This window comes from Arthrobacter sp. MDT1-48-3 (genome assembly GCF_054511015.1).
On record NZ_JBTNDL010000002.1, the window covers coordinates 376,980 to 399,934 of the forward strand.

Genomic DNA, 22,955 nt, shown 5'->3' on the forward strand with positions numbered 1-22,955 from the left:
CTCCGGCCCGGGTCCCCGCCGGTCGGGCTGACCCGGTCAGGCGAAACGGCCGGGCCGGAAGCTTTCCAGCATCGGGTGCTTCCGCCCGGTCATGATCTCACCCGCGAGGAGTTCGCCCGTGATGAGCCCGAGCGTCGCCCCGGAGTGCGTGAAGGCGACGAAGCAGCCGGGGACGGACCCGAGCTCCCCGACCACGGGTTCCCCGTCGCCCGGGATGGGCTTGCGGCCGATCGTCCAGGATGCCGCGGAGAGCTGCGGCCGGCCCTCCAGGAGTCCGGCGGCCTCGTCGGCGAGCTCGTGGACCACCGCCTCCGGGATCGAGTACGTCCCGTCGGCGTCCTGCGTGATGCTCTCCTCGTACCAGTCGTGGTCCAGCGCGAGGGTGTTGCCCGGATTCGGCCGCACGGCCGCCCGCGGGGTGTTCAGCACCGCCCTCACCGCGTGGTCCACGGGGGCGGTGGTCACGAGCATCGACATCGGCGAGGCGTCGGGGATCCTGACGCCGAGTTCGGCGACGACGGCGGGCGTCTGCGGTCCGCAGGCCACGACGACGGCGTCCGCGGGGAAGGATCCCGCCCCGTCCGTGTCGATGCCGGTGGCCCGCCCGTTCCCGACCCGGACGCGCGCGGTGCCCGCGTCCGTCACGAGTTCGCCGCCCCGGGCGGTGAACTCCTCCATCAGGAACCCGATCAGGTGCGGCAGGCTGACCCAGCCCTCACCGGGGTTGAAGATCGCCACGGGTCCCAGGACGTCCCGGCTGACGCCCGGGGTGTGGTCGTCCACCGTTCCCGGGGACACCAGGACGGAGTCGTAGCCGTGGGCCCTCTCGTACTCGTGGCGCGCCACGGTGTCCTGGTCCGAGCCGGTGTCCGCCCAGTGCAGGCCGCCGTCGAACCGCAGCCAGTCGCGGGACGGGTCCGAGGCGAACAGCGTCCGGTACCGGTCGATGCCGCACATCCGCAGCTGGTGGTAGGGCGTGGCCCGCTCCCCCGCGCTGTTCAGCCAGGACAGCGACCTGCCCGAGGCTCCGCTCGCGAGCTCCGCCTCGGTGACGAGGACGACGGAGGCACCCTCGCGCAGGAGGTGCACAGCCGTTGACACCCCGAGGATGCCGCCGCCGAGGACGGCGACGTGCCGCGTGTTTCCTGCCGTGCTCATGGTCGATTCCTTCTGCCGTCGGTTCGCCCCTCGCTGGATTGGTACCGGTATCACAAAGGGATATCCAGAATCTATCGCGTGTCCTGATCCGGGACAATGGAGGGAAGGACATCGACCACCAACCGGAGGACTCATGAAGATCGCACTGCTCGGCGTCGGACGCATGGGGCACGAACTCGGCGTGCACCTGCTCGCCGCGGGCCACGACCTCACCGCATGGAACAGGACGGCGGGCGCCGTCGACCGCCTGCGCGAGGCAGGAGCCACGCGGGCGGACTCGCCCGAGGACGCTGTCCGCGACGCCGACGTGGTCCTGACGGTCCTCTTCGGACCGGACACCGTCCGCGAGGTGGTCCTCTCCGGGCTGGAGATCCCCGCCGAGGCCGTCTGGTTCGACGTCACCACCGTCTCCCCCGAGGACGCGCGTGAGTTCGCCGACTACGCGGCCGCGGCTGGCATCCGGTACGTGCACGGACCCGTCGTCGGCAGTCTCGCGCCGGCCCGTGCCGGTCAGCTGGGTGTCCTGCTCGGTGGAGAGCCGGGGGACGTCGACGTCGTCGAACCCCTCGCCGCCCTGTGGGGCGACGCCGAGCGGCTCCGTCGGGTGCCGACGCCGTCGGACGCCGCGACCGGCAAGCTGCTCGCCAACCTCGCCCTCGGCGTGACGCTGCAGGGCCTCGTCGAGGCGCTGCGCCTCGGCAGGGCCAACGGTCTCGATGCCGGGGCCGTGCTGGACCTGCTCAAGGGGACGGGCCTGGGCGTGATCGCGGGCATGAAGGGCCCGGTCATCACCGCGGGCACGTTCGGCGACACGCAGTTCTCCGCCGACCTCCTCGCGAAGGACGCGCGGCTGATGCTGCGCTCCACCCCCGATCCCCTGCCGGCGGTCACGGCGGTGCTGCAGTCGCTCACGGACGCGCAGCGCGCCGGCTCGGGCGACGATGACATCGCGGTGATCGCGAAGCCCGAGCTCGGCTAGGTGCGATGCCCGGGGCGCCAGCCGCCCCGGGCATCCGCATCCGCCGGCAGTCAGTTGACCTGCGGGAACCCGAGGTCGATCCTCGAGGTGGAGGGGTCCGGCCAGCGTGTGGTGACCACCTTGCCGCGCGTGTAGAAGCGGATGCTGTCCGGTCCGTACATGTGGGTGTCGCCGAACAGCGAGTTCTTCCAGCCGCCGAACGAGTAGGTGCCCACCGGCACGGGGATCGGCACGTTGACGCCCACCATGCCGGCCTCCGCCTCGACCTCGAACTGCCGCGCCGCACCGCCGTCGCGCGTGAAGATCGCCACCCCGTTGCCGTACTGGTTCTCGTTCACGAGGCGGACGGCGTCGGCGTAGGTCTCGACGCGGACCACGGACAGCACGGGTCCGAAGATCTCGTCGTCGTAGACCTTCATGCCCGGCTTCACATGGTCCACGAGGGAGACCCCGAGGAAGAAGCCGTCCGAGTCGAACTGCTGCTGCGTGCCGTCGACGACGACGGTCGCCCCCTCGGCGGGCGCGCCCGTGACGTACGAGGCCACGCGGTCCCGGTGTTCCGCCGAGATGAGGGGCCCCATCTCCGACCGGGGATCGGTCCCCGGCCCGATCCTCAGCGAGCCCATGCGCGAGCGCACCGCCTCGACGAGGTCGTCGGCGATGCCGCCCACGGCCACGATCACGCTGATCGCCATGCAGCGTTCGCCGGCGGAACCGTAGGCGGCGGAGATCGCGGCGTCGGCCGCCATGTCGAGGTCGGCGTCGGGCAGCACCACCATGTGGTTCTTCGCGCCGCCGAGCGCCTGGACGCGCTTGCCGTTGGCCGCCGCACGCGAGTAGATGGTCTTCGCGATCGGCGTGGACCCGACGAAGCTCACAGCCTTCACGCCCGGGTGGTCGAGGATGCTCTCCACCGCCTCGCGGTCTCCGTGGACCACGTTGAGGACACCGTCCGGGAGTCCGGCCTCGGAGAAGATCTCGGCGATGAACACGGAGGAGGACGGGTCCTTCTCGCTCGGCTTGAGCAGCACGGTGTTGCCGCAGGCGATCGCGCTGCCGATCATCCAGAGCGGCACCATGGCCGGGAAGTTGAACGGGGTGATGCACGCGACCACACCGACGGGCTGGCGGATGGAGTGGACGTCGACGCCGGAGGACACCTGTTCGGACCGCTCGCCCTTGAGCATGTGGCCCAGCCCGGTGGCGAACTCGATGTTCTCCAGGCCGCGGGCGATCTCCCCCTCGGCGTCCGAGAGGACCTTGCCGTGCTCGCCGGTGAGGATCGCGGCGAGCTCGGACGTCCGTTCGGTGAGCAGCTGGCGGACCCGGTAGAAGACGGCGGCCCGCTTCGCCAGGCTCGCTGAGCGCCAGCCGGGCAGGGCGGCTTCGGCCGCGGCGACGGCTTCGTCCACGCGCGACGGCGACGCGAGGGGCACCTCCTTCTCCTGCCGGCCCGTAGCGGGGTCGAAGACGGGGCCGAACCGCTCGGCGTCGGTCACACGGGTGCCATCGATGTAGTGCGGGATCTGCTGCATGGGAATCCTTCGGGAGTGGGACGGTGCCTAGAGGGAGCCGTCGACGAGCTTGATGATCATGGAGCAGTCCTTGCCGCCCTGACCGTCGTCGATGAGGCGCTGGAAGAGCTGCTGCACGTGCTCGCCGATCTCGAGCGGGGTGTCGGTGTCGCGGGCGGCGGCCAGCGCGAGCCCGATGTCCTTGTTCGCCAGCTCCGTGGTGAACGTCGGCGCGAAGTCGTTGTTCGAGGCGGCGGTCTCCACGACACCCGGCACCGGGTACCAGGTCCGCAGCGCCCAGCTGTCACCGGAGGACACCGAGGCGATGTCCCAGAACACCTGCTTGTCGAGCCCGAGGCGATCGGCGAGCACGGCGCCCTCCGCGGTGGATGCGAGGTTGATGAAGAGCATCAGGTTATTGCAGATCTTCGCCGCCTGGCCGGTGGTCGCACCGCCGGTGGGGATGATGTTCCGCGCCATCGGCTCGATGAAGGCGGTGGCGTCCTTCACCGCCCCCTCCTCGCCGCCGATCATGAAGGTGAGCGTCCCGGCCTTCGCCCCGCTGATACCGCCCGAGACGGGGGCGTCGACGAAGCGGAAGCCCTTGCCGGCGGCCGCCTCGTGGAGTGCCGCAGCGGAGCCGATGTCGATCGTGGACGAGTCGACCAGCAGCGTCGACGGGTCCGCGGACGCCAGGACACCGTCGTCCCCGAGGTAGACGGCCCGCGCGTGGTCGCCCTTCGGCAGCATCGTGAAGACCACGTCGGCACCCTTCACGGCGTCTGCGATCCCCTGTACGGAGGTGACACCCGCCGCCTCCGCCGCTGCCACGGCGTCGGCACTGAGGTCGAAGCCCCGTACCGTGTGGCCCGCCTTAACCAGGTTGGCGGTCATCGGACCGCCCATGTTCCCGAGTCCTATCCAGCCGATCGTTGCCATCTCAAGCTCCTTCGCTCGTGGGGTCGTACACGGGAACGACGACGGCGCCGGTGCGCCGCCGTCGTTCCCCGGTCATGGGTTGTCATCCGCGCCGCGGTGCTACTTCTTCGCGGCCAGGAGGTCCGCCGTGCCGCGGGCGTCGGCCTCGTCGACGTCGAGCAGCGAGATGCCGCGGGTTTCCTTGAGCAGCAGCACGGCGACGACGGTGACGCAGCAGGCGAGCAGCAGGTAGACCGCCACCGGCGTCGAGGAGCCGTAGTCCCGCAGGAGGGTGGTCGCGATGATCGGCGCCAGGGACCCGGCAACGATCGAGGTGACCTGGTAGCCGAGCGAGACACCGGAGTACCGCATGCGGGTGGGGAACATCTCGGCCATGATCGCGGGCTGCCCCGCGTACATGAGGGCGTGGAAGAACAGCCCGATGGTGACGGCCGCGAGGATGATGAGGTCGTTGCCGGTGTCCATCATGGGGAAGGCGAAGAAGCCCCAGGTGGCGCCGAGCACGGCTCCGGCGAGGTAGACCGGCTTGCGTCCCAGCTTGTCGGAGTAGCGGCCGACGATCGGCACGGCGCAGAAGTGCAGGAAGTGCGCCACGAGGAGCAGCAGCAGGATCCGCGTGCGGTCCTCCCCCACCACGGTGCTGAGGTAGGTGATGCTGAACGTGACCACGAGGTAGTACAGGATGTTCTCGGCGAAGCGCAGACCCATGGCGGTGAAGACGCCGCGGGGGTAGCGCCGGAAGACCTCGATCACGCCGTAGCCCTTGGCCTCCTCCACGACCTCCTTGCGGGCCTCGAGGAAGATCGGGGCGTCGTTGACCTTGGTGCGGATGTAGTAGCCGACGATCACGATCACGGCGGAGAGCCAGAACGCCACGCGCCAGCCCCAGCCGAGGAAGGACGCCTCGTCGAGGACCGCCGAGAGGCCGAAGAGCACACCGGTCGCGAGGAGGTTGCCCATGGGGACGGCGGACTGCGGCCAGCTGGCCCAGAAGCCGCGGCTGCGGCTCGGGCTGTGCTCGGCGACCAGGAGGACGGCGCCGCCCCATTCGCCGCCGACGGCGAAGCCCTGGATGAAGCGGAGCACCACGAGGAGTCCCGGGGCCCAGTAGCCCACCTGGTCGAAGGTGGGCAGGCAGCCCATGAGGAACGTCGAGACGCCCACGAGGACGATGCTCACCTGCAGCAGCTGCTTGCGCCCGTACTTGTCGCCGAAGTGGCCGAACACGATCCCGCCGATGGGGCGTGCCACGAAACCGACGGCGTAGGTCAGGAAGCCGGCGATGATCGCGTCCAGTTCCGAGTCGGCGCTGGGGAAGAAGACGGTGGCGAAGACGAGCGTGGCCGCCGCCGCGTAGAGGAAGAACTCGTACCACTCGACGACGGTCCCGGCCATCGATGCGACGACGACCTTCTTCAGGCCCGACTGTTCGACGTCGGGCTCCTGCCGCTGCGGGGGTGTGTGCTGCGTGGAACTCATGCGGGCTACTCCTTCTGTGTCTTCATTGACACGGCTCGCCGTGACCGGCCTCCGCTGGCCGGTGCGCAGTGGGATACACCGGGGCGATACGAGTATTGCCGCCGCCGACGGACCGATCAACGCCGATTAGTGCACAGCCCTTCTGCATTTACGCACAGAGCGCGCTCCGCGTGGGACGCGCACGACCCAGCGGACGATGCCTGTGTAGAAGATGCCTGTGTAAGTGTCGGCACGGCTGGGTACTGACGGAGTATGGCTACCCCCGACACACCAGGTCCCGACGCATACCACCAGCGCCCAGAGGGCGTCTCCGACCTCACGGTCGAAGCCCTCGGGAAGCTGTCCGAGGCACTCGAGGTCGTGGAACATGCCCGCGGCTACCTTTACGGCTTCCACCGGCTCACCGGCAAGGCCGACCTCAACCTCTCCGAGGCCGAAGAGCTCTTCCGTAAGGCGGGGCATCCGGAGATCGCCGACAGACTCGCGAGCGAGATCATCGGCCGCAACGTGATCGAGGGTCGGTGGACGTTCCAGATCATGGAGGACTACGACGACCACTACTACTCCGAGTTCAAGGCCTTCGAGAAGGAGGCACGCGACTCCCTCGCGGAGGGCAAGCGCCACCTGTTCGAGGCGGAGATGAAGGAGGACCGGCGCACCAAGGGGCGGGAGCACCACGAGGCCCTGCCGCCGGAGGCCTGAGCCGGGAGCACCCGGACCGCTACTGCACCGCCCGCCACCGCTCGTATGTACAAGCGTACGCATGATGCGTACGCTTGTACATATAACTGGTGGACGGGCGCGAGGAGTGGATGGTGCACGGGCAGTATCTCGAGGACGACGGGCGAGCCCGCACCGCCCAGCAGGACGGGCCGAGCCGGCGAGGCGATGCCCTCGCGACCGGCGGGACCCCTCCCTCGAGTAGGCGCCGCCATGACCCCGGGCGTCGTGAACGCCTGATCGACGTGGCCCTCGGGGTGATCGCCGAGTACGGCGTCGCCGGGACCACGCACCGTCGGGTCGCGGCAGCCGCGGACGTGCCCCTGGGGTCGATGACCTATCACTTCGCCGGGATGGACGACCTCCTCCACGCGGCGTTCACGCGCCTCGCCGGGAGGACGGCGGACGTCTTCGACACCGTCCTGTCCCGCGCCGACACCGTCGAGGAGGCGGGCGACGCCGTCGTCGGCCTCATCACCGGGACCACCCTGAACGCATCCGAGACGATGCTCGCCAGCCTCGAGCTGTACGCGCTGGCGGCACGGCGGCCGGAGTTCAGGACCATCACCGACGCCTGGATGGCGCGCAGCCGTGAAGCACTCCACGCGCATTTCGATCCGCAGACGGCGCTCATGCTCGACGCCCTGATCGAGGGCACCACTCTCCACCGCGCCCTCTCGCTGGACCCCATGTCCGTCTCCACCGTCCGCACCGCCGTCGAGAGGATCATCCGGTCATGACCACCCGTTCATCCGCGCCGCCCCAGGAGTACAGTGCCCAGCGGCTCGGCCGGGCCCGCCTCGCCGTGAGCGCCCTGTTCCTGACCAACGGCGCCTTGTTCGCCAACATCCTGCCGCACTACCCCGCCATCAAGGACGGGCTGGACCTCAGCAACGCGGCCTTCGGCGTCTCGGTGGCCGCCTTCCCCCTCGGCGCCATCACGGCGGGACTCGCCGCCGGCGCGCTCGTGCGCCGCTTCCGGTCCTCCCGCGTGGCGACCATGGGCACCTGGTTCATCGGACTGGCGATCCTCCTCGCCGGCATCGCGCCGTCCTGGGCTGTGCTCACGGCGACCCTGTTCCTGGCCGGTGCCATGGATGCCATCACCGACGTGGCGCAGAACTCGCACGGGCTGCGCGTCCAGAAGCTGTACAGGAGGTCCATCCTCAACTCCTTCCACGCGGTGTGGAGCATCGGTGCAGTGCTCGGCGGACTGATGGGCGCGGCGGCAGCCGGTCTCGCCATCCCCCGCGGACTGCATCTGACGGTGTCCTTCGTACTCTTCAGCGCCCTCACCCTCGCCTGCTACCGTTTCCTGCTGCCCGGCCGCGAGCCGGTGGAGTCCGGCGGCGAACCGGTGGCAGCGACGGCGACGCGTGGCGCAGTGCGGCGCGGCGCGCTCGCCACGGCGGGCGTCCTGGCCGCGCTCGTCGTCATCGGGATCGCGGGAGCGCTCGTCGAGGACGCCGGCAGCACGTGGGCCGCGGTCTATCTCACCGATGCACTCGACGCTACCCCCACGGTGGCGGGCCTCGGCTTCGTGGCCCTCGTCGGGCTCCAGTTCGTGGGGCGGCTCTTCGGCGACCGCCTCGTGGACCGATTCGGCCAGCGCGCCGTGGCGCAGGCCGGCGGGACACTGGCGGCCGTCGGCATGGGGACCGCCCTGCTCTTCCCGTCGATCCCGCTGACCATCCTCGGCTTCGGCCTGGCCGGGCTGGGCGTCGCCACGCTCGTTCCGGCGGCGATGCACTCCGCGGACGAACTGCCCGGACTGCGCGCCGGCACCGGTCTGACGGTGATCAGCTGGCTGCTGCGCCTCGGGTTCCTCCTCTCGCCTCCGATCGTGGGAGCGGTCGCGGACTCGTCCTCGCTGCGCGTGGGTCTGATCGTGGTGCCCCTCGCAGGCGTCCTGACGCTGCTGGCGTCACCGGTGCTGCCGAAGCGCGTAGCCACCCGGTAGCGAGAGCCCGGAGCGGCGGCACGCCGGAAGGTCAGTAGACTGCGAACATGCCGCACTGCGAGGACCGCTCCCTGAAACCTTCCCGCCCGTGACGCTGACGGGCGGCATCGCCCACCAGCCCGCGGGGTACGAACCCGAGCCGTTCCTGCAGTCCCTGCCCGACCGGGCCGGCGCCGCACGGAACTCTTTGCCTCGGGCCCTGTCCCTCGCCGCGGACCTCGGTGCCGCCGTGCCCCTGCCGGGATCAGGCCGGACGGCGGTCGCCTGGCAGGTCCTCACGACGCTCGCGTCCACCGATCTCACCGTGGCACGCGTCGTCGAGCCCCACCTCGATGCCCTCGCCATCCTCGACCAGGCCGGGCACGGTGGAGGGCCGGCGAACCGGGCGGGTGCCACCGGGACCTGGGGGGTCTTCGCGGCCGAAGGACCCGGCGTGGTCCTCGAGGCGGCGCCCGCACCCGACGGCGGCTGGAGCCTGACCGGTACCAAGCCCTGGTGCTCCCTCGCCGACCAGCTGGACGCCGCCGTCGTCACCGCACACCTGACCGACGGCCGGCGCCGGGCCTTCGCCGTCGACCTCCGCGCCGACGGCGTCCTGCCGGAACCGGCAGGAACCTGGGTGAGCCGGGGCCTCCCCTCGATTCCCAGTTGCTCCGTCCGCTTCGAGGCGGCCCGCGCCGTACCCGTCGGGGAGCCCGACTGGTACCTGGCACGCGACGGGTTCGCCTGGGGCGGGATCGGCGTGGCGGCCTGCTGGTACGGCGGGGCCCTCGGCATCGCCGGGACCCTGCTCGCCGCGGCACGACGCCGACAGCCGGACCAGATCGCCCTGATGCACCTGGGCCGCGTGGACGCCGCCCTGCACGGGACCCGCACGATGCTCGGGGACGCCGCGGACGCGGTCGACTCCGGCAGGGCCTCCGGGCAGGACGGCGCACTGCTCGCGGCTCGCGTCCGCGCCACCGCGTTCCGCTGCGCGGAACTGGTACTGGACGCAGCCGCGCACGCGCTCGGTCCCGCACCGCTCGCCTTCGACGACGTCCACGCCGCGCGCGTCGCGGACCTCCACCTCTACCTGCGCCAGCACCACGCCGAGCGCGACGACGCAGCCCTCGGACGGCGGATCCTCGAGCGGGCAGACGCGGGGGTGGCGGCATGGTGAGCTTCACGCACGACGGCGAGGGGACTCCGGAGAGCCACTGGCGGAGATGGGAACAGGAGCGTGAGGCCGGCGGGAACCTGCAGGTCGAGGAGCTCTTCGACGGCAGGCTCCCCGCCCGGTTCCTCCTGCTGGCCGCTCACCCCGACGACGAGACACTCGGCGCCGGCGGGCTGCTCGCCCGGCTGTCCCGGGAGGGCGTGAGATGCGACGTCGTCGTGCTCAGCGACGGTGAGGCCTCCCACCCCGGTTCCCCCACCCATCCACCCCACCGGCTCGCCGAGTTGCGGCGCACCGAGGTGGCGGACGCGCTGCAGATCCTGGCGCCGGCCGCTCAGCTGACGTTCGAGGGCCTGCCGGACGGCGGGCTCGGGCACGACGACGTCACCGCCGTCCTGCGACGCGAACTCGGCGACGGCGACTCCCTGACCCTCGTCGCCGCCCCGTGGCGCCACGACGGCCATCCCGACCACGACGCCGCCGGCAGCGCCGCGGCCGAGGTCTGCGGGGAGCTCGACGTGCCGCTGCTCGAGTACCCCATCTGGCTCTGGCACTGGGGCACGGCGGAGGACTCCGCGGATCAGCTCGCCACCCTCTCGTTCCAGTGGCTCGACGCCGCCGACCACGGCCGCAAGGGCACCGCCCTCGCGGCGCACCTCTCGCAGACCCTGCCCCTGTCCGACGCCCCGGGCGACGAGACGCTGCTGTCACCCGGGATCCTCGAGCACTTCGAGCGGAACTTCGAGTCCTTCTTCGTCACCCGGGGCTCCTCGACGTTCGAGCGGCTGCACCGGGACAGGGCGGATCCGTGGGAGGTCGCCGAGCGGTTCTACGAGCAGCGCAAGCGTGCACTGACCATGGCTGCGCTGCCGCGCCGCCGCTTCTGCCGGACCCTCGAGATCGGCTGCTCGGTGGGGGCCCTGACCAGGGAGCTCGCCGCCGTCTCGGACAATCTCCTGGCCCTCGACACGAGCGAGACGGCCGTCCGGCGCACCAATGAGGCCCTCATCATGGACGAGGCCGCGACAGCCCGGCTGGCCACCGTCCCCCGCGACTGGCCGCGCGAGGACGGACCGTTCGACCTCATCGTGCTGTCGGAGACCGGCTACTTCCTGACCGCCGACCAGCTCGACGCCGTCGTCGATCTCGTCGACGCCTCACTCGATGACGACGGCGTGCTCGTCCTCTGCCACTGGCGGCACCCGATCGAGGGCTGGGAGCTCGACGGCGATGCCGTGCACGAGCGGGTCCGTCGGCTGTCAGGCCTCGAGACCCTCGTGCTGCACACGGAGGAGGACTTCCTCCTGGAGGTCCTCGTGCCGGCACCCGCGTCCTCCGTCGCCCGCCGCGAAGGCCTGCTGTGATCCCCGGCCAGGTGGCCGTCGTCGTCCCTGCCTTCAACGAGCAGGACTGGCTGCCCGCGTCCCTCCGGGCGATCGACGCCGCGCGCGTCCATCTCATGCGCACCATCCCGCGCGTCCTCGTGTCGGTGACCGTCGTCCTGGACCGCTGCACGGACGGCTCGGCCGCTGCGGCGCGCGCCGGCCACGGGATCTCGGTCATCGCCGGCAGCTTCGACTCGGTGGGGGCCGCCCGCGACGCCGGGGTCCGTTTCGCGCTGGCACGGTCACGCAGCGTTCCCGCGCGCACCTGGATCGCGAACACCGACGCCGACACCCTGGTCCCGCGCGACTGGCTCGTCCGGCACCATGCATTCGGCGGACACTCCGACCTCGTGCTGGGGACCGTCCGTCCCACGCTCACGGCCGACAACGCCGACCGGATCCAGCTGTGGTCCAACGCCTATGTACCCCGTGACGGCCACGACCACGTCCATGGGGCGAACCTCGGCATCCGGGGAAGCACCTACCAGGACGTGGGCGGCTTCGCCCCGCTGGCCCAGGACGAGGACGTGCACCTCGTCGAACGTGTCAAGGCGGCCGGGGCGAGGTGGACGGCCTCCGGGTCTCTCGAGGTCACGACGTCGTCGCGCACCAGCGGCCGCGTCCCGGCCGGGTTCTCGACCTATCTCCGGGGGCTCGTCTGACCGCGGTCGACGAGGTTTTCCTGATTGTCCGGAGCATCTGTTAGACAAGGGTGTCACGGATCGAATCCCGCGTGCCGAGCGGGCCGCAGTGACCACACTCTGGGGACGGGAGCTGTATGCGATTCGGGGAGATGCTGCGCGAGGCCCGCAGCGCCAAGGGGTTGACCCACGCCGAGCTGGGCGCCGACGTGTATTCCACGCATTTCGTCTCCCTGCTCGAGCGCGGTCTGCGCCAGCCCACCGCCGAGATGGTGCAGCACTTCGCGGATCGGCTGGGCATGGACGCGCAGACCCTGAACTGGTGGGTGGAGCCGCCGTCGTCCGACGACCCGGCCGCCCTCACCACGGCGATGTTGGCCGCGAACTACGCCCGTGACATGCAGGACGACGCGCTGGCGGCATCGGAAGCCGAGTACGCGGCGAGCATCGCCCAGGAGCAGCGGAACGCGCCGGCCTGGTGGGACATGTCGATGCTCCAGGCGCAGTCGCTGATCGCCCTGCGACGCCTGGATGAGGCCGAGGTCGTGCTGGTGCGGATGGAGAACTCCTCGCTGATGGTTGCGACGCCGGAACTCCGCTCCGTCGTGCAGGGACGGCTTTCCACCATCGCCCGCAACAGGGGTCGCCTGGTCGAGGCCCTCGAGCTCGCACAGCAGGCCATGGATTCGGCGGCGGACCTTCCCGACCAGTCCCCTGCGCGGCTGCAGGCCGCCTTCATCCTCATCGCCGCGCTGTCGGTGAAGGGGGATCTCGACGCCGCGTGGGACGTGGCGACGTCGCTCGACATCAGTGAGGGCACTCCGTACGTCCCGTCGCTGTTGGTCGCGCGCGGCGCATGGACCATCGGCAACGTCGCCTTCCGTCGCGGCGACGTCGAGGTGGGCCGCGAGCAGCATGCCCTCGCGGCGCGGCTCCTCCTGCCGCAGGCGGATCTGGAGAGGTGGGCCGACTTCCATAAGGCGAGCGCGAACTTCAAGGTGCAGGCCGGCCTCGTCGACGACTCCGTCCGCACCTCGATCAGGAACGCCGAGCTGGGCCTCTCGCTCGTCGGTACTCCTGGCCAGCGCCTCGAGCTCACCCTCACCCGGGCCGGATTCGCCCTCCTGACCCACGAGCTCGACACCGCCAAGCAGCTGCTCGACGTCGTCGACGGCCGGCGTGACCTGCTCGACTTCGAGTCCACGACGGAACTCGAGGACAGCCTCGGGCAGTACTACGCGGCGTCGGGCTCCACGGAGCGGGCCGCGCTCCATCTCGCCGAGGCCGCCCGCCTGTACTCCGACGCCGGGGCGGATGAGAAGGCCCGGGAACTGATGGACCAGGTGCGTTCGCTCGCGGTGTGAGTCCCACTCCTGCCCCACCTGCACCAATCACCGACTTTCTGCCGGAGATCGTGGACACCGGGCCGGAGCGGTCCTAGCATTTCGTCCAGCACGATGACTCCTGGGGGAACAGGGCCGTGCGCGCACCATGGCGGCCGTGGCCGCTACTCGGCGCTGGGGCCGGTCAGAGCGTCTCGACGATCTCTCGCACCCCAAGGACAACCACCATGAAGGGTACAAGCACGCCTCTTGTCGCGGCCGCACTCGCGGTCGCACTCACCTCCACCGCCGGCGCGGCACTCGCATCGCCCACCTCCGTTCCCTCGCAGCGCAGCTGGGCAGTCACCGCAGGTGAGCAGACGGAACTCGCCACTGGCCTCCTCGGCCCCCTCCGGGTCGCGATCGGTCGCGGCAACACCGCCTACGTGTCGCAGAACTTCGGCGGACAGCTCACCAGCGTGGACCGCAATGGAGCCCTTGCCACGCTCGTCGACAGGCCCGGCATCGAGGTCGGCGGCGTCTCCACGAACCACGGTGAGGTGTACTTCACCGAGAGCGCCGGCGGACCGGGTTCTCCGGACCCGTTCGTCGCGAACGTCAGCGTCCTCGAGAAAGGCACGGTCCGCATCCTCGCCGACCTCGCCGCGCTGGAGACCGCCAACAACTACGACGGCGCCAGTTCCTACGGTTTCCAGGACCTCACCCCGGAATGCGCGGGCCTGATCGCGCCGGAGCTCGCCCCTCTCGCGCTGCCGCATGGAGGAGAGACGTACTCGCATCCGTATGCGACGGCGGTGTCGAACTCCGGACGCTACGTCTATGTGGCCGATGCCGGGGCGAACGCGGTCTTCACCGTGGACACGCGCCGCAATACGGTGAGCGCAACGGTCCTCGAGCCTGTGGTGACGGTCATCACCGAGCAACTGTTCGCCTCCCTGGCGGAACAGGGAATCGTCCTGCCCGAGTGCGTGCTCGGCGCCACGTTCAACAGTGAGCCTGTTCCCACCGACCTCGAACTCGGTACGGACGGCCTCCTGTACCTGACGTCGCTCCCGGGAGTGCCGGAGGATCCCACGCTCGGATCGGTGCGCCGGCTCGACCCGGCGACGGGGGTCGTGGAGGTCATCGCGTCCGGCCTCACGTCGCCCACCGGGCTGGCCCTGGACCGACGGGGCAACATCTTCGTCGCCGAACTCTTCGCGGGCAGGATCTCGGTCATCGCTGCGGGGACCACCGAGGCTGTTCCCCTCCTGGAGGCGGTGCTGCCGGCCGACGTCGAGATCGACGGCAAGTACCTGTACGCCACCACCAATGCCCTGCCGAGCGGTCCCGAGCCGGCTCCTCCGGCCGGCGTCCTGCTGCGCACGCGCCTGGACTACAGCCGGCAGTAGCCCGACCACGACGACGCCGTGTCCCCGGTTGAGGGCACGGCGTCGTCGTGTCTGGACGTGCCGAGCCGGTCGTACCTGCGGTCCAGCCGGGCGCGGCCATGCCCGTCGACCGCCTGCCGTCCTGGCCGTCCAGATGGTCGACGAGGTGGTGCGGTACGCGACGGCGGGCAGCCGGGGCTGCTAGTCCATCGAGGCGAGCAGGGCCTCGCAGGCGCGCTCGCACCGGCGGCACGCCTCCGCGCAGACGCGGCAGTGCTCGTGCATCGAGGCATGCTGCGAGCACTCGTCACCGCACGCTCTGCACGCCGTGCGGCAGGCCTCGAGCACGGCCCGCGTCAGGTTCGCGTCGTACCCCGTGTGCCGGGAGAGGATCCGCCCGGTCGTGCCGCAGACGTCGGCGCAGTCGAGGTCGGTCCGGATGCACTTCCGCAGGTCGGCCACCATGTCCTCGGCGAGGCAGGCGTCAGCGCAGGCCGTACAGGTCTGTGCGCAGTCGAGGCAGGCATCGATGCACTCTGCGAGCAGGTCGCTGTCGAAGCCGTCCCGGTCCTGCGGGTAGGTGTCGAGCATGGCGCGGGCGTCGGACATGGTGTGCTCCTCGGGTCGGTACTGCGCGAAAGGGACGTACTGGGACGGATCAGTGCCGGGACGGATCAGAGGTGGGACGGAAGCGGCGGATGCTGTAGACGATGAAGGCGGCGGCCAGCAGCCCGGAGACCACGAGCCCCGATCCCACACTCCATCCGCCGGGCAGCCACCAACGGTCGTCGAGCGGCCACCACCCCGGCACGGGAGGGTGCACCCCCCACAGGACGCCGAGCAGGATGAGGATGAGTGCGCCCGCGAAACTGAGCACGATGTTGCGGGTGCTCTTCACGCCCTGGGCGGCTGCCGCGAAGGCCTTCCGCTTGACGGGCTGCAGCCAGCGCCGCGCCCACTCGTACTGCTGCGCGAGGACGGCGAGGCCGGCAACGAGGGCCAGCAGCCCCGGGCCGGGCAGCACGAGGGCGGCGAGGCCGATCAGCACCAGCAGCCAGCCGACCACCAGCCCGATGATGCGGCTTGCACCGTGGGGCCGCGTGCGGCCCGCGAACACTGCACCGTGCGGACGGCGTTGTCGAGGGGTCCGCGCCATCAGAAATTCCTCAGTAGGCTTCGCATTCCACTATCGTTGAACCGATCGACGTTGGTGGCAACACCCGGCCGCATCAGGACCGGGTCCTTGCCTTCGGGCCGGAATCGCGGAACCAGGCGCGGCCGACGCGGCGTCACCACCAGCAGGACCAGAGACTTCCCGCACATCGCGGGCACAGAGAAGGAGATTGACATGATCGGATTCATCCTTGCCGGCCTCATCATCGGCGCCCTTGCGCGCCTCATCAAGCCGGGCAGGCAGAACCTCGGCCTGCTCGCCACACTGCTGCTCGGCCTCGTCGGTTCCGTCATCGGCGGCGCCATCGCGAGCCTGCTCGGCACCGGCAACATGTGGGAACTGAACATCCTCGGGTTCATCGTCTCGGTCATCGCGGCAGTGCTGCTGATCGGCGTCGCGGAGAGCGTCGCGGGTCGCCGTCACGTGAGGCGCTAGGACTTCCCGGCATCGGAAGGGGCGGCTTCGGCCGCCCCTTCCGCATGTCCGGGCCTTGTCGTCAGCACCTTCCGTGCACCGTGCGCCCGACGGCGGCACGCCTGCGCCGTCCCGCTCGTTCTCCCAGTACACGCGCCCATCCTCCTCCCAGCGTGCAGGTGTAGCGTTGACGCCAGATGGGGCAGAGATTCGTTCGGAAGGCTCAATCATGAACAAGAACTGGCGCTGGCTCCCCGCCGGCATCGTCCCGGTCGTCATCGTCACTGCTGCCGTGAGCGGTTCCGCCGTCGCCGAGGCCCAACCGCAGCTCCCCGCCAAAACCGCGCAGGAACTGCTCGAATTCGTGGCCACCAGTTCGGACGACGCCTATTCCGGCACCGTCGAGCAGTCCTCCAACCTCGGCCTCCCCGACATCGGACTCGCCACTCCCCCGGGTGGCATGTCCAGCTCGGACCCCACCTCCACCGCGCTCGAGCTGCTCACCGGCGAGCACACCGCGCAGGTCTACGTCGACGGACCGGACCGGGCACGCGTCCAGGTGCTCGACCAGCTGGCCCAGCGCGACGTCGTCGTGAACCAGGACGAGGTCTGGTTCTACGACTCCGCGGCCAAGGAAGCGACGCATGCCGTACTGCCCGACAGGGACGCCGCGAAGGCTCAGCTGGAGGCGACGCTCCAGGAGAAGGCCGCCGAGTACCCCGAGCTGCAGGACGTCCCCCGCACGCCGGCCGAGCTCGCCCAGGTGTTCCTCGCGACGATCGACCCGAGCACCGAGGTGACCGTCGACGGCACCAGCCGTGTGGCGGGCCGCAGCGCCTACGAGCTCCTGCTGACACCCGAGGACGATGCCACGCTGATCGGCTCGATCGCCGTCGCGATCGATTCCGAGACCGGTGTCCCCCTCAGCGTCACCGTACAGGCGAAGGGCCAGGAGGAAGCAGCCTTCTCGGCCGGCTTCAGCGACGTGGACTTCACCACTCCTGACGCCGGCACCTTCGACTTCGTTCCCCCGGCCGACGCCACCGTCACCGATGCCCCGACCGCCGACGAGGCGAAGGCGCGCGTCGACGCGAAGGACGAGCCTGCCCCCTCCGAGGAGCCCGTCGTGATCGGCGAGGGCTGGAGCACCATCGTGGAGCTGCCCGCCGGCACCGCGTCGACGCTCGGGCTGGACCTCGGCACCGGCGAAGCGGCCGGCATGGGCGACATCATGGACATCAAACCCGGCATGGACCCGGAGGAGGTCGCGGGAGCCCAGGCGATGCTGGAGCAAGCCCTCACCGACGTCGGCGGTGGGCATGCCCTGCAGACGTCGCTCGTCTCGGTGCTCATCACGGACGACGGCCGGATCCTCGCAGGCGCCGTCAGCGCCGACCAGCTCGTCGCCGCCTCCCAGCGGTGATCCATGACGTACCACCGCAGACCCGCACCGATGGTGCGGGTCTGCCGGTGAGCACCGGCGAGTTCGCGATCGAGACGCACGGTCTGACCAAGGTCTTCGGCAAACAGAAGGCCGTCAATGGCGTCGACCTCGCCGTCCCGCGGGGATCGGTCTTCGGCTTCCTCGGCCCCAACGGGTCGGGGAAGACCACCACCATCCGGGTGCTCCTCGGGCTGGCCGCCGCGTCCAGCGGGAGGATCCGCCTGCTCGACGGCCAGATGCCGATGGACGCGCGCGCCGTCCTGCCCCGTGTCGGAGCCCTTGTCGAGGGTCCCGCCATCTATCCGTTCCTCTCCGGACGGGCGAACCTCCAGCGGTTCGACGCCGCGGACCGCCACACCGATCCCGCGACACGCGACAGGCGCGTGGACGCCGCCCTCGACCGCGTGGGCCTCAGCCACGCGGCGAAGAAGCGAGCGCACGCCTACTCGCTCGGCATGAAGCAGCGCCTCGGCATCGCCAACGCGCTACTCGCACCGCGGGACCTGCTGATCCTCGACGAACCCACCAACGGCCTCGACCCGCAGGGAACCCGCGAGGTCCGCGGCCTCATCCGGTCCCTGTCCGACGACGGCACCACCATCTTCGTCTCCAGCCACCTCCTCGCCGAGGTGGAGCAGATGTGCACCGGGATCGCCGTGATGAGTGCCGGCCGCCTCGTGGCGCAGGGCTCGCTCGACGACCTCCGATCCGAGGGCACCTCCCGCGTGCGGGTCACCACGCCCGACTACGCCGACGCCCATCGCGTCCTCACAGGACTGGGGCTCACCCCCGAGCTCCACGGGCGGGACGACGTCATCACGGCCGAACTGTCCGTGCCCGGCCTCCAACCCGAGACCGTCAACGCCGCCCTGGTGCGGGCTGACGTGCGTGTGCGCGGCTTCGAGGCCAGCGGCGCCTCGCTCGAAGACCGCTTCGTCGCACTCACCGGAGAGGGGTTCGACGTTGCCGGCTGAATCCGCAGTAGCCCGCCCCCGTGCCGGAGGCTCCCTCGGGCTCACGCTCGTGCTCTCCGAGATCTCGGTGCTGTTCCGCAGGCTCCGCACCTGGGCGATGATCGGTGCACTGGCGCTGATCCCGATCCTCATCGCCGTCGTCGTCCGGGTCTCGTCCGACGGCTCCGGGAGCGGACGCGGACCCGCGTTCCTCGACAGCATCACACAGAACGGCCTGTTCGTCTCGCTGACCGCACTCACCGTGGCCATCCCCCTGTTCCTGCCGCTGACCATCGGCGTCGTCGCCGGTGACACCATCGCTGGCGAAGCGAACCTGGGGACGCTGCGGTACCTGCTCGTGGCGCCCGCCGGGCGCATCCGCCTTCTGCTCGTGAAGTATGCGGGGGCGGCGCTGTTCTGTCTCGTGGCGACCCTCACCGTCGTCATCACGGGCGCCATCATCGGGGCGCTGCTGTTCCCGGTCGGGCCGGTGACGCTGCTGTCCGGCGACACCGTGGGCATCCCCGGCTACTTCGTGCGGTTGCTGCTGCTCGCGCTCTACGTGACGCTGTCCCTGATGGGGCTCAGTGCGATCGGGCTGTTCATCTCGACGCTGACCACCATCCCGGTCGGCGCGATGGCGGCGACGGCCGCGCTGGCCGCCGTCGCGCAGATCCTCGGCGCGCTGCCGCAGCTCGAGTGGCTGCACCCCTGGCTGTTCACCAACTACTGGCTGGGGTTCGCGGACCTGCTGCGGCAGCCGATTGTCTGGAACTCCTTCGCGGACAACGCCCTGCTGCAGTTCGGCTACATCGCGGTCTTCGGGACGCTGGCCTACGGGCGGTTCAGCACGAAGGACATCCTGAGCTGAGGGCCGGCACCGACGAAGGCCTCCGACGGCGTGCCGGGGGCCTTCACCACGTCCTCCTCGGCGGGACGCCGTTCCTAGTTCACCCGCCGTCGTCCGACCCAGGCGAGCAGGCCGGTGACCGCGGACTCGAGCACTCCCCGCACGTCTGCAGGTGTCTCGTCCCGTGAGGCGTCGGGCCGGTTTAACCCGACCCACTCGCGCAGCTCGCACTCGCTGACGGCGCGGATGGCCTGACCCGCGCCGATGTTCTGGAGCGCCTTCCTCTCCTTGGCGGTACCCGGTGTCAGGAATGCCCTGCGTCGGTTGGCATCCTGCTGTCCGACGACGAGCATCGTGGTCCTCTTGGTGACGTTGGCGGCAGGCGTCGCGCCGCAGTCCGCGATCAGGTTCATCGCGTCCTGCCGCGTCAGGGTGGCGAGGTCCCCGGTGAACGCCACCTCCTGACCGAAGAGGAGGTTCGACGGGTCGGCCTGATGGTTCGCCCGCGGCAGTCCGGCAGGGGCAGTGCTGGCCGCGGAGCGGTAGGAGCGGACCGATGCCTGCTGGGCCGGTGGCCAGAGCAGGTCGAGCGAGTGGAGAGCGTGTCGTCGCGCGATCTGTACGACGGCGGCCGCGCAGATCTCGGCATCGCTCCCGGCATCATGGTGCTGGAAAGCCCCCAGGCCGAGGGCCTTCGCGACGTGCGGGAGCTTGTGCTGCTCGAGATCGAGAAGGCGACGGGCGAGGTCGACGGAGCAGTGGAAGGTGGTGTCGGGAACTGTGAGTCCTGACTCCACGCACGCACCGCGCAGGACGGACCGGTCGAAGGACGCGTTGTGCGCGACGAATCGGTCGTCGCCGGCGAAGTCCAGAATGCGTTGCAGGCTCTCGGGCCACCCCGGAGCAGTGCGGACGTCAGCAGGGCGGATGCCGTGCACCTGGATATTGCGTGGCGCGAACTCGCCGACGGAGCGCGGGGGCTTGATCAGCCACGCCGCCCTGTCGACGACGACGCCGTTGCTCACCTTCGCCAGGCCGACCGCGCAGACCGAGCCCCGCTTGCTGTTCGCGGTCTCGAAGTCGATCGCGGTGAAGTCGAGACCCTGCACTGTTCCCCCTGAAGCTGTCGCCGCTCGTTCCGCGACCCTCTCCAGCCTAACGGGAGCCTGCCCGCCCACCGATCGGCGGCGCGCCTCGAGCTCTCCGTCGCGGTTCCCGTGCCGGTGCGGAAATGCTGTGGCAATCCTGCCGGCAATCGGCGCCCTGACCGGCCTCATCACTGCACTTCGCCCGGTAGATTCGTCCTACCCGGGCGAGGCTCAGCTCGCCCGGGTCTCAGGCTCGGGGGGAATCGCATGGCGTCGGGAAGCGGACCATGAGCGCGGCTGTCCCACTCGACGACGACGTCGCCTACGTCGAACCGGCGACGCTCGGCCTGCTCAAGCGGCGTGTCCCCGGTCAGTCGGTCATGGAGCAGCTGCTCGACATCCACGGCACGAAGGACACGCGCGGACTGCTGGCCCGGGTGTTCGGCGTCCGTCCGCTGGCTCCCGACAGCCGGCCCTGGTACTGGGGAGCACTCGGCGAACGCTCCGTGGGTCGCACCCTCGCATCCCTGGGACCCGAGTGGACGGTCCTGCACGCCGTCCCGGTCGGTGAGAAGTCGTCGGACATCGACCACGTGGTCATCGGCCCGACGGGCATCTTCACGATCAACACGAAACGCCATCCCGGCCAGGATGTCTGGACCGCGAAGGGCACCTTCCTGGTCGCCGGGACGCGCTACCCCTACATCCGGAACTCGGAGCATGAGGCGGCACGGGCAGGGAAGCTGCTGTCCGCCGCCGTCCTGAACTCCGTGTCGGTATCGGCCGCGATCGTGGTCGTCGGGGCTCGGCAGGTCACCGTGAAGGAGAAGCACCGGTCCGTGTCGGTGGTTCCCGAGAACCAGCTCCTGCGGTGGCTCACCCGACGGCCGGTGGTCCACACCGGGCAGCAGGTCGCCCTCCTCTCGGCTGCCGCAGCGCAGCCCTCGACCTGGCGGCGCACGGCACCTGCGCTGCGCGACCCGGCCGACGTCGTCGGGCCCTTCGAAGCGCTGGACCGGCTGGTGGACCAGGCACGACGACGGCGGATCGGCTGGCTCCTTGCCGTGCCTGCGGCGTTCGTCGCGTCGGCCGCCGGCGTCCTGCCACCCTTCTGAGCTGCCGCTCCCCCGCCTCGCAGCGCCACCCACTCCCTGTACCGGAAAAACCCATGCTCCACTTCCCCTCGAAGAACAGCGCAGCCCACACGGCGGATCCCGCGGACGTGACCCGCCTGCATCAGCTCCTGGGCGATCACGTCTGGGCCTTCAGCAACTGCCGCGTCGACGCACCGGGTCTGCCGGTCGCCGAGGTGGATTGGCTCTTCTACAACTCGACCAACGGGACCTTCATCCTCAGCGAGTGGAAGCGGTTCCCTGCCGCGGTGGTCCGCGTGAAGGATGCCGGCGAAGCGTGGACGCTGGGAAATCAGTCCGTCGTGCCGAATCCCCTCGAGCAGGTGGGCAAGCAACTCGACGCCGTCCGTCGCGCTCTTCGGCTGAATATCTGCCGGGAGCATTTCCCGTCGGCCGACCAGCACTCCATCAACCTGTATCCGACCGTGTACTCCCCTCAGGTGAACGAGGCCACGCGGCGGGAGCGGTTGCGGTACGGCGTGGTGCACGGGTCGCTCGACGACGTCGCCCTCATGGTCGAGCGCAGGGCCGTCACTGTTCCCCTGATCGCTGCCGGTGGCAGTGCGCAGGTCGGTCTCGCCGAGGCGCTGGCCGAGCTCTTCCGGTGCTCGATCAGCCAAACAGTGCGGAGGAAGATCGCTCCGCCCGCTCCCGTGCCACCGAGCCCTCGAGTGAGGATCGCGGCCATCTACCGCGAACTGGCCGCGCTCCATCTCGAACTCGCAGCGCTGGTCGACGAGGGGCTTGCAGGGCGATCTGACACGCAGGCGCCGGAACTTCTGGCCAGTTCGGCAGCAGCAACGTCGGTGGTTCCTTTCAAGGTCCCGGCAGCAGCCCCGATCGCTGCACCCGAGTCGCGGGCGGTAGCGATGGCCGCTGGACCCGTCACTCAGAAAGCAGCACCACCTGTCGCCGAGCCGGCCAAGAAGACTCCGTCGGTCGATGGACACCTGCAGCGTCACGTCCTGAGGCACGTCCCGCCGTCAGCCGGTCCCGAACACGTGCGGGCGGCCTTCCTCGCGGCGCTTCAGGACGGTCACCTGCGCAAGAGCGGGGTGCACGTCGGTCAGTTCGGCGGCTATGTGGGGTTGCTCCTCGACGGTGGCAGGAAACTGGCAGACCTACGGCTGGGCAGCCTCGAGAAGTGGTGCCTGACCCAGGCAACTGCGGCCGGCATAGCTGCAGTGAAGGACCCGACTGCTCCGTCCATCGTCCGACTGGGAAAACCGGCACAGACATAAACGAGCGCCCT

At 70.2% G+C, this 22,955-nt stretch carries 21 protein-coding genes and 1 pseudogene; 15 read left to right on the forward strand and 7 right to left on the reverse strand.

Features of this window, described 5'->3' with window-relative positions:
* Nucleotides 1–36: 36 nt before the first annotated feature.
* Nucleotides 37–1,158: an NAD(P)/FAD-dependent oxidoreductase gene (locus ACX80L_RS06650; RefSeq protein WP_459288478.1), complete on the reverse strand. Its 1,122-nt coding sequence runs from the start codon at nt 1,156–1,158 to the stop codon at nt 37–39.
* 133 nt (nt 1,159–1,291) lie between these two features.
* On the opposite strand from ACX80L_RS06650, the gene ACX80L_RS06655 reads away from it, so the two are divergent.
* On the forward strand, nt 1,292–2,137 hold the full coding sequence (locus ACX80L_RS06655) for an NAD(P)-dependent oxidoreductase (RefSeq protein WP_459288480.1): 846 nt from the start codon (nt 1,292–1,294) through the stop codon (nt 2,135–2,137).
* 50 nt (nt 2,138–2,187) lie between these two features.
* Here the strand turns inward: ACX80L_RS06655 and ACX80L_RS06660 are convergent, their stop codons facing one another.
* From ACX80L_RS06660 to ACX80L_RS06670, 3 genes and pseudogenes are all read right to left on the reverse strand, one after another.
* The gene (locus ACX80L_RS06660) at nt 2,188–3,672 is read right to left on the reverse strand and encodes a CoA-acylating methylmalonate-semialdehyde dehydrogenase (RefSeq protein WP_459288482.1); all 1,485 of its coding nucleotides are present in this window, start codon (nt 3,670–3,672) and stop codon (nt 2,188–2,190) included.
* 27 nt (nt 3,673–3,699) lie between these two features.
* Nucleotides 3,700–4,596, reverse strand: a pseudogene (mmsB, locus tag ACX80L_RS06665) (3-hydroxyisobutyrate dehydrogenase); the annotation flags it as partial.
* 93 nt (nt 4,597–4,689) lie between these two features.
* On the reverse strand, nt 4,690–6,069 hold the full coding sequence (locus tag ACX80L_RS06670; protein WP_459267520.1) for an MFS transporter: 1,380 nt from the start codon (nt 6,067–6,069) through the stop codon (nt 4,690–4,692).
* Between the two features lie 252 nt (nt 6,070–6,321).
* On the opposite strand from ACX80L_RS06670, the gene ACX80L_RS06675 reads away from it, so the two are divergent.
* From ACX80L_RS06675 to ACX80L_RS06710, 8 genes are all read left to right on the forward strand, one after another.
* A complete protein-coding gene (locus ACX80L_RS06675; RefSeq protein ID WP_459288484.1) occupies nt 6,322–6,771 on the forward strand; it encodes a hypothetical protein in 450 nt (149 codons plus the stop codon).
* 89 nt (nt 6,772–6,860) lie between these two features.
* The gene (locus ACX80L_RS06680; protein WP_459288486.1) at nt 6,861–7,529 is read left to right on the forward strand and encodes a TetR/AcrR family transcriptional regulator; all 669 of its coding nucleotides are present in this window, start codon (nt 6,861–6,863) and stop codon (nt 7,527–7,529) included.
* The gene (locus ACX80L_RS06685) at nt 7,526–8,749 is read left to right on the forward strand and encodes an MFS transporter (protein ID WP_459288488.1); all 1,224 of its coding nucleotides are present in this window, start codon (nt 7,526–7,528) and stop codon (nt 8,747–8,749) included. Before ACX80L_RS06680 ends, ACX80L_RS06685 begins: the two co-directional genes overlap by 4 nt.
* An 88-nt stretch (nt 8,750–8,837) precedes the next feature.
* On the forward strand, nt 8,838–9,911 hold the full coding sequence (locus tag ACX80L_RS06690) for an acyl-CoA dehydrogenase (RefSeq protein ID WP_459288490.1): 1,074 nt from the start codon (nt 8,838–8,840) through the stop codon (nt 9,909–9,911).
* Nucleotides 9,905–11,272 carry a PIG-L family deacetylase gene (locus ACX80L_RS06695; RefSeq protein WP_459288492.1) on the forward strand — a complete coding sequence of 456 codons (1,368 nt, stop codon included), beginning with the start codon at nt 9,905–9,907 and terminating at the stop codon, nt 11,270–11,272. Before ACX80L_RS06690 ends, ACX80L_RS06695 begins: the two co-directional genes overlap by 7 nt.
* Nucleotides 11,269–11,955, forward strand: coding sequence for a glycosyltransferase family 2 protein (locus ACX80L_RS06700; protein ID WP_459288494.1), 687 nt, complete (start codon nt 11,269–11,271; stop codon nt 11,953–11,955). The genes ACX80L_RS06695 and ACX80L_RS06700 overlap by 4 nt, the downstream gene beginning before the upstream one ends.
* 116 nt (nt 11,956–12,071) lie before the next feature.
* The gene (locus tag ACX80L_RS06705; protein WP_459288496.1) at nt 12,072–13,298 is read left to right on the forward strand and encodes a helix-turn-helix domain-containing protein; all 1,227 of its coding nucleotides are present in this window, start codon (nt 12,072–12,074) and stop codon (nt 13,296–13,298) included.
* A gap of 206 nt (nt 13,299–13,504) precedes the next feature.
* Nucleotides 13,505–14,668 carry a ScyD/ScyE family protein gene (locus ACX80L_RS06710; RefSeq protein WP_459288498.1) on the forward strand — a complete coding sequence of 388 codons (1,164 nt, stop codon included), beginning with the start codon at nt 13,505–13,507 and terminating at the stop codon, nt 14,666–14,668.
* 180 nt (nt 14,669–14,848) lie between these two features.
* Here ACX80L_RS06710 and ACX80L_RS06715 read toward each other — a convergent pair whose 3' ends face one another.
* On the reverse strand, nt 14,849–15,256 hold the full coding sequence (locus ACX80L_RS06715) for a four-helix bundle copper-binding protein (protein ID WP_459288500.1): 408 nt from the start codon (nt 15,254–15,256) through the stop codon (nt 14,849–14,851).
* A gap of 49 nt (nt 15,257–15,305) precedes the next feature.
* Complete coding sequence (locus tag ACX80L_RS06720) at nt 15,306–15,803, reverse strand: PGPGW domain-containing protein (protein WP_459288502.1); 498 nt, start codon at nt 15,801–15,803, stop codon at nt 15,306–15,308.
* Nucleotides 15,804–15,995: 192 nt separating this feature from the next.
* Between ACX80L_RS06720 and ACX80L_RS06725 the strand changes: the two genes are divergently transcribed.
* The 4 genes from ACX80L_RS06725 to ACX80L_RS06740 all read left to right on the forward strand — a co-directional run bounded on the left by ACX80L_RS06725 (nt 15,996) and on the right by ACX80L_RS06740 (nt 19,503).
* Nucleotides 15,996–16,256 carry a GlsB/YeaQ/YmgE family stress response membrane protein gene (locus ACX80L_RS06725; RefSeq protein WP_208740061.1) on the forward strand — a complete coding sequence of 87 codons (261 nt, stop codon included), beginning with the start codon at nt 15,996–15,998 and terminating at the stop codon, nt 16,254–16,256.
* A 208-nt stretch (nt 16,257–16,464) separates the two neighbouring features.
* Nucleotides 16,465–17,658, forward strand: a complete 1,194-nt coding sequence (locus tag ACX80L_RS06730; RefSeq protein ID WP_459288504.1) for a LolA family protein — start codon at nt 16,465–16,467, stop codon at nt 17,656–17,658.
* A 47-nt stretch (nt 17,659–17,705) separates the two neighbouring features.
* Complete coding sequence (locus ACX80L_RS06735) at nt 17,706–18,653, forward strand: ABC transporter ATP-binding protein (RefSeq protein WP_459288506.1); 948 nt, start codon at nt 17,706–17,708, stop codon at nt 18,651–18,653.
* Entirely contained in the window at nt 18,643–19,503 is an 861-nt protein-coding gene (locus ACX80L_RS06740; RefSeq protein ID WP_244185953.1) for an ABC transporter permease, read from the forward strand. The genes ACX80L_RS06735 and ACX80L_RS06740 overlap by 11 nt, the downstream gene beginning before the upstream one ends.
* A 74-nt stretch (nt 19,504–19,577) precedes the next feature.
* On the opposite strand, the gene ACX80L_RS06745 is transcribed toward ACX80L_RS06740, so the two are convergent.
* Entirely contained in the window at nt 19,578–20,591 is a 1,014-nt protein-coding gene (locus ACX80L_RS06745) for an exonuclease domain-containing protein (protein ID WP_459288508.1), read from the reverse strand.
* Nucleotides 20,592–20,857: 266 nt separating this feature from the next.
* Between ACX80L_RS06745 and ACX80L_RS06750 the strand changes: the two genes are divergently transcribed.
* Both ACX80L_RS06750 and ACX80L_RS06755 read left to right on the forward strand, forming a co-directional pair.
* Entirely contained in the window at nt 20,858–21,685 is an 828-nt protein-coding gene (locus tag ACX80L_RS06750) for a nuclease-related domain-containing protein (protein ID WP_459288510.1), read from the forward strand.
* A gap of 53 nt (nt 21,686–21,738) precedes the next feature.
* Complete coding sequence (locus ACX80L_RS06755; protein WP_459288512.1) at nt 21,739–22,944, forward strand: hypothetical protein; 1,206 nt, start codon at nt 21,739–21,741, stop codon at nt 22,942–22,944.
* The last annotated feature ends 11 nt before the right edge of the window (nt 22,945–22,955 follow it).

What these genes read in the sequence shown, in the direction of transcription:
- ACX80L_RS06695 (WP_459288492.1), top strand. Translation starts at nt 9,905, where the DNA reads ATGGTGAGCTTCACGCACGACGGCGAGGGGACTCCGGAGAGCCACTGG.
- ACX80L_RS06715 (WP_459288500.1), bottom strand. Translation starts at nt 15,256, where the DNA reads ATGTCCGACGCCCGCGCCATGCTCGACACCTACCCGCAGGACCGGGAC.
- ACX80L_RS06725 (WP_208740061.1), top strand. Translation starts at nt 15,996, where the DNA reads ATGATCGGATTCATCCTTGCCGGCCTCATCATCGGCGCCCTTGCGCGC.
- ACX80L_RS06710 (WP_459288498.1), top strand. Translation starts at nt 13,505, where the DNA reads ATGAAGGGTACAAGCACGCCTCTTGTCGCGGCCGCACTCGCGGTCGCA.
- ACX80L_RS06755 (WP_459288512.1), top strand. Translation starts at nt 21,739, where the DNA reads ATGCTCCACTTCCCCTCGAAGAACAGCGCAGCCCACACGGCGGATCCC.
- ACX80L_RS06730 (WP_459288504.1), top strand. Translation starts at nt 16,465, where the DNA reads ATGAACAAGAACTGGCGCTGGCTCCCCGCCGGCATCGTCCCGGTCGTC.
- ACX80L_RS06670 (WP_459267520.1), bottom strand. Translation starts at nt 6,069, where the DNA reads ATGAGTTCCACGCAGCACACACCCCCGCAGCGGCAGGAGCCCGACGTC.
- ACX80L_RS06705 (WP_459288496.1), top strand. Translation starts at nt 12,072, where the DNA reads ATGCGATTCGGGGAGATGCTGCGCGAGGCCCGCAGCGCCAAGGGGTTG.
- ACX80L_RS06660 (WP_459288482.1), bottom strand. Translation starts at nt 3,672, where the DNA reads ATGCAGCAGATCCCGCACTACATCGATGGCACCCGTGTGACCGACGCC.
- ACX80L_RS06750 (WP_459288510.1), top strand. Translation starts at nt 20,858, where the DNA reads ATGAGCGCGGCTGTCCCACTCGACGACGACGTCGCCTACGTCGAACCG.
- ACX80L_RS06655 (WP_459288480.1), top strand. Translation starts at nt 1,292, where the DNA reads ATGAAGATCGCACTGCTCGGCGTCGGACGCATGGGGCACGAACTCGGC.
- ACX80L_RS06720 (WP_459288502.1), bottom strand. Translation starts at nt 15,803, where the DNA reads ATGGCGCGGACCCCTCGACAACGCCGTCCGCACGGTGCAGTGTTCGCG.
- ACX80L_RS06685 (WP_459288488.1), top strand. Translation starts at nt 7,526, where the DNA reads ATGACCACCCGTTCATCCGCGCCGCCCCAGGAGTACAGTGCCCAGCGG.
- ACX80L_RS06650 (WP_459288478.1), bottom strand. Translation starts at nt 1,158, where the DNA reads ATGAGCACGGCAGGAAACACGCGGCACGTCGCCGTCCTCGGCGGCGGC.
- ACX80L_RS06675 (WP_459288484.1), top strand. Translation starts at nt 6,322, where the DNA reads ATGGCTACCCCCGACACACCAGGTCCCGACGCATACCACCAGCGCCCA.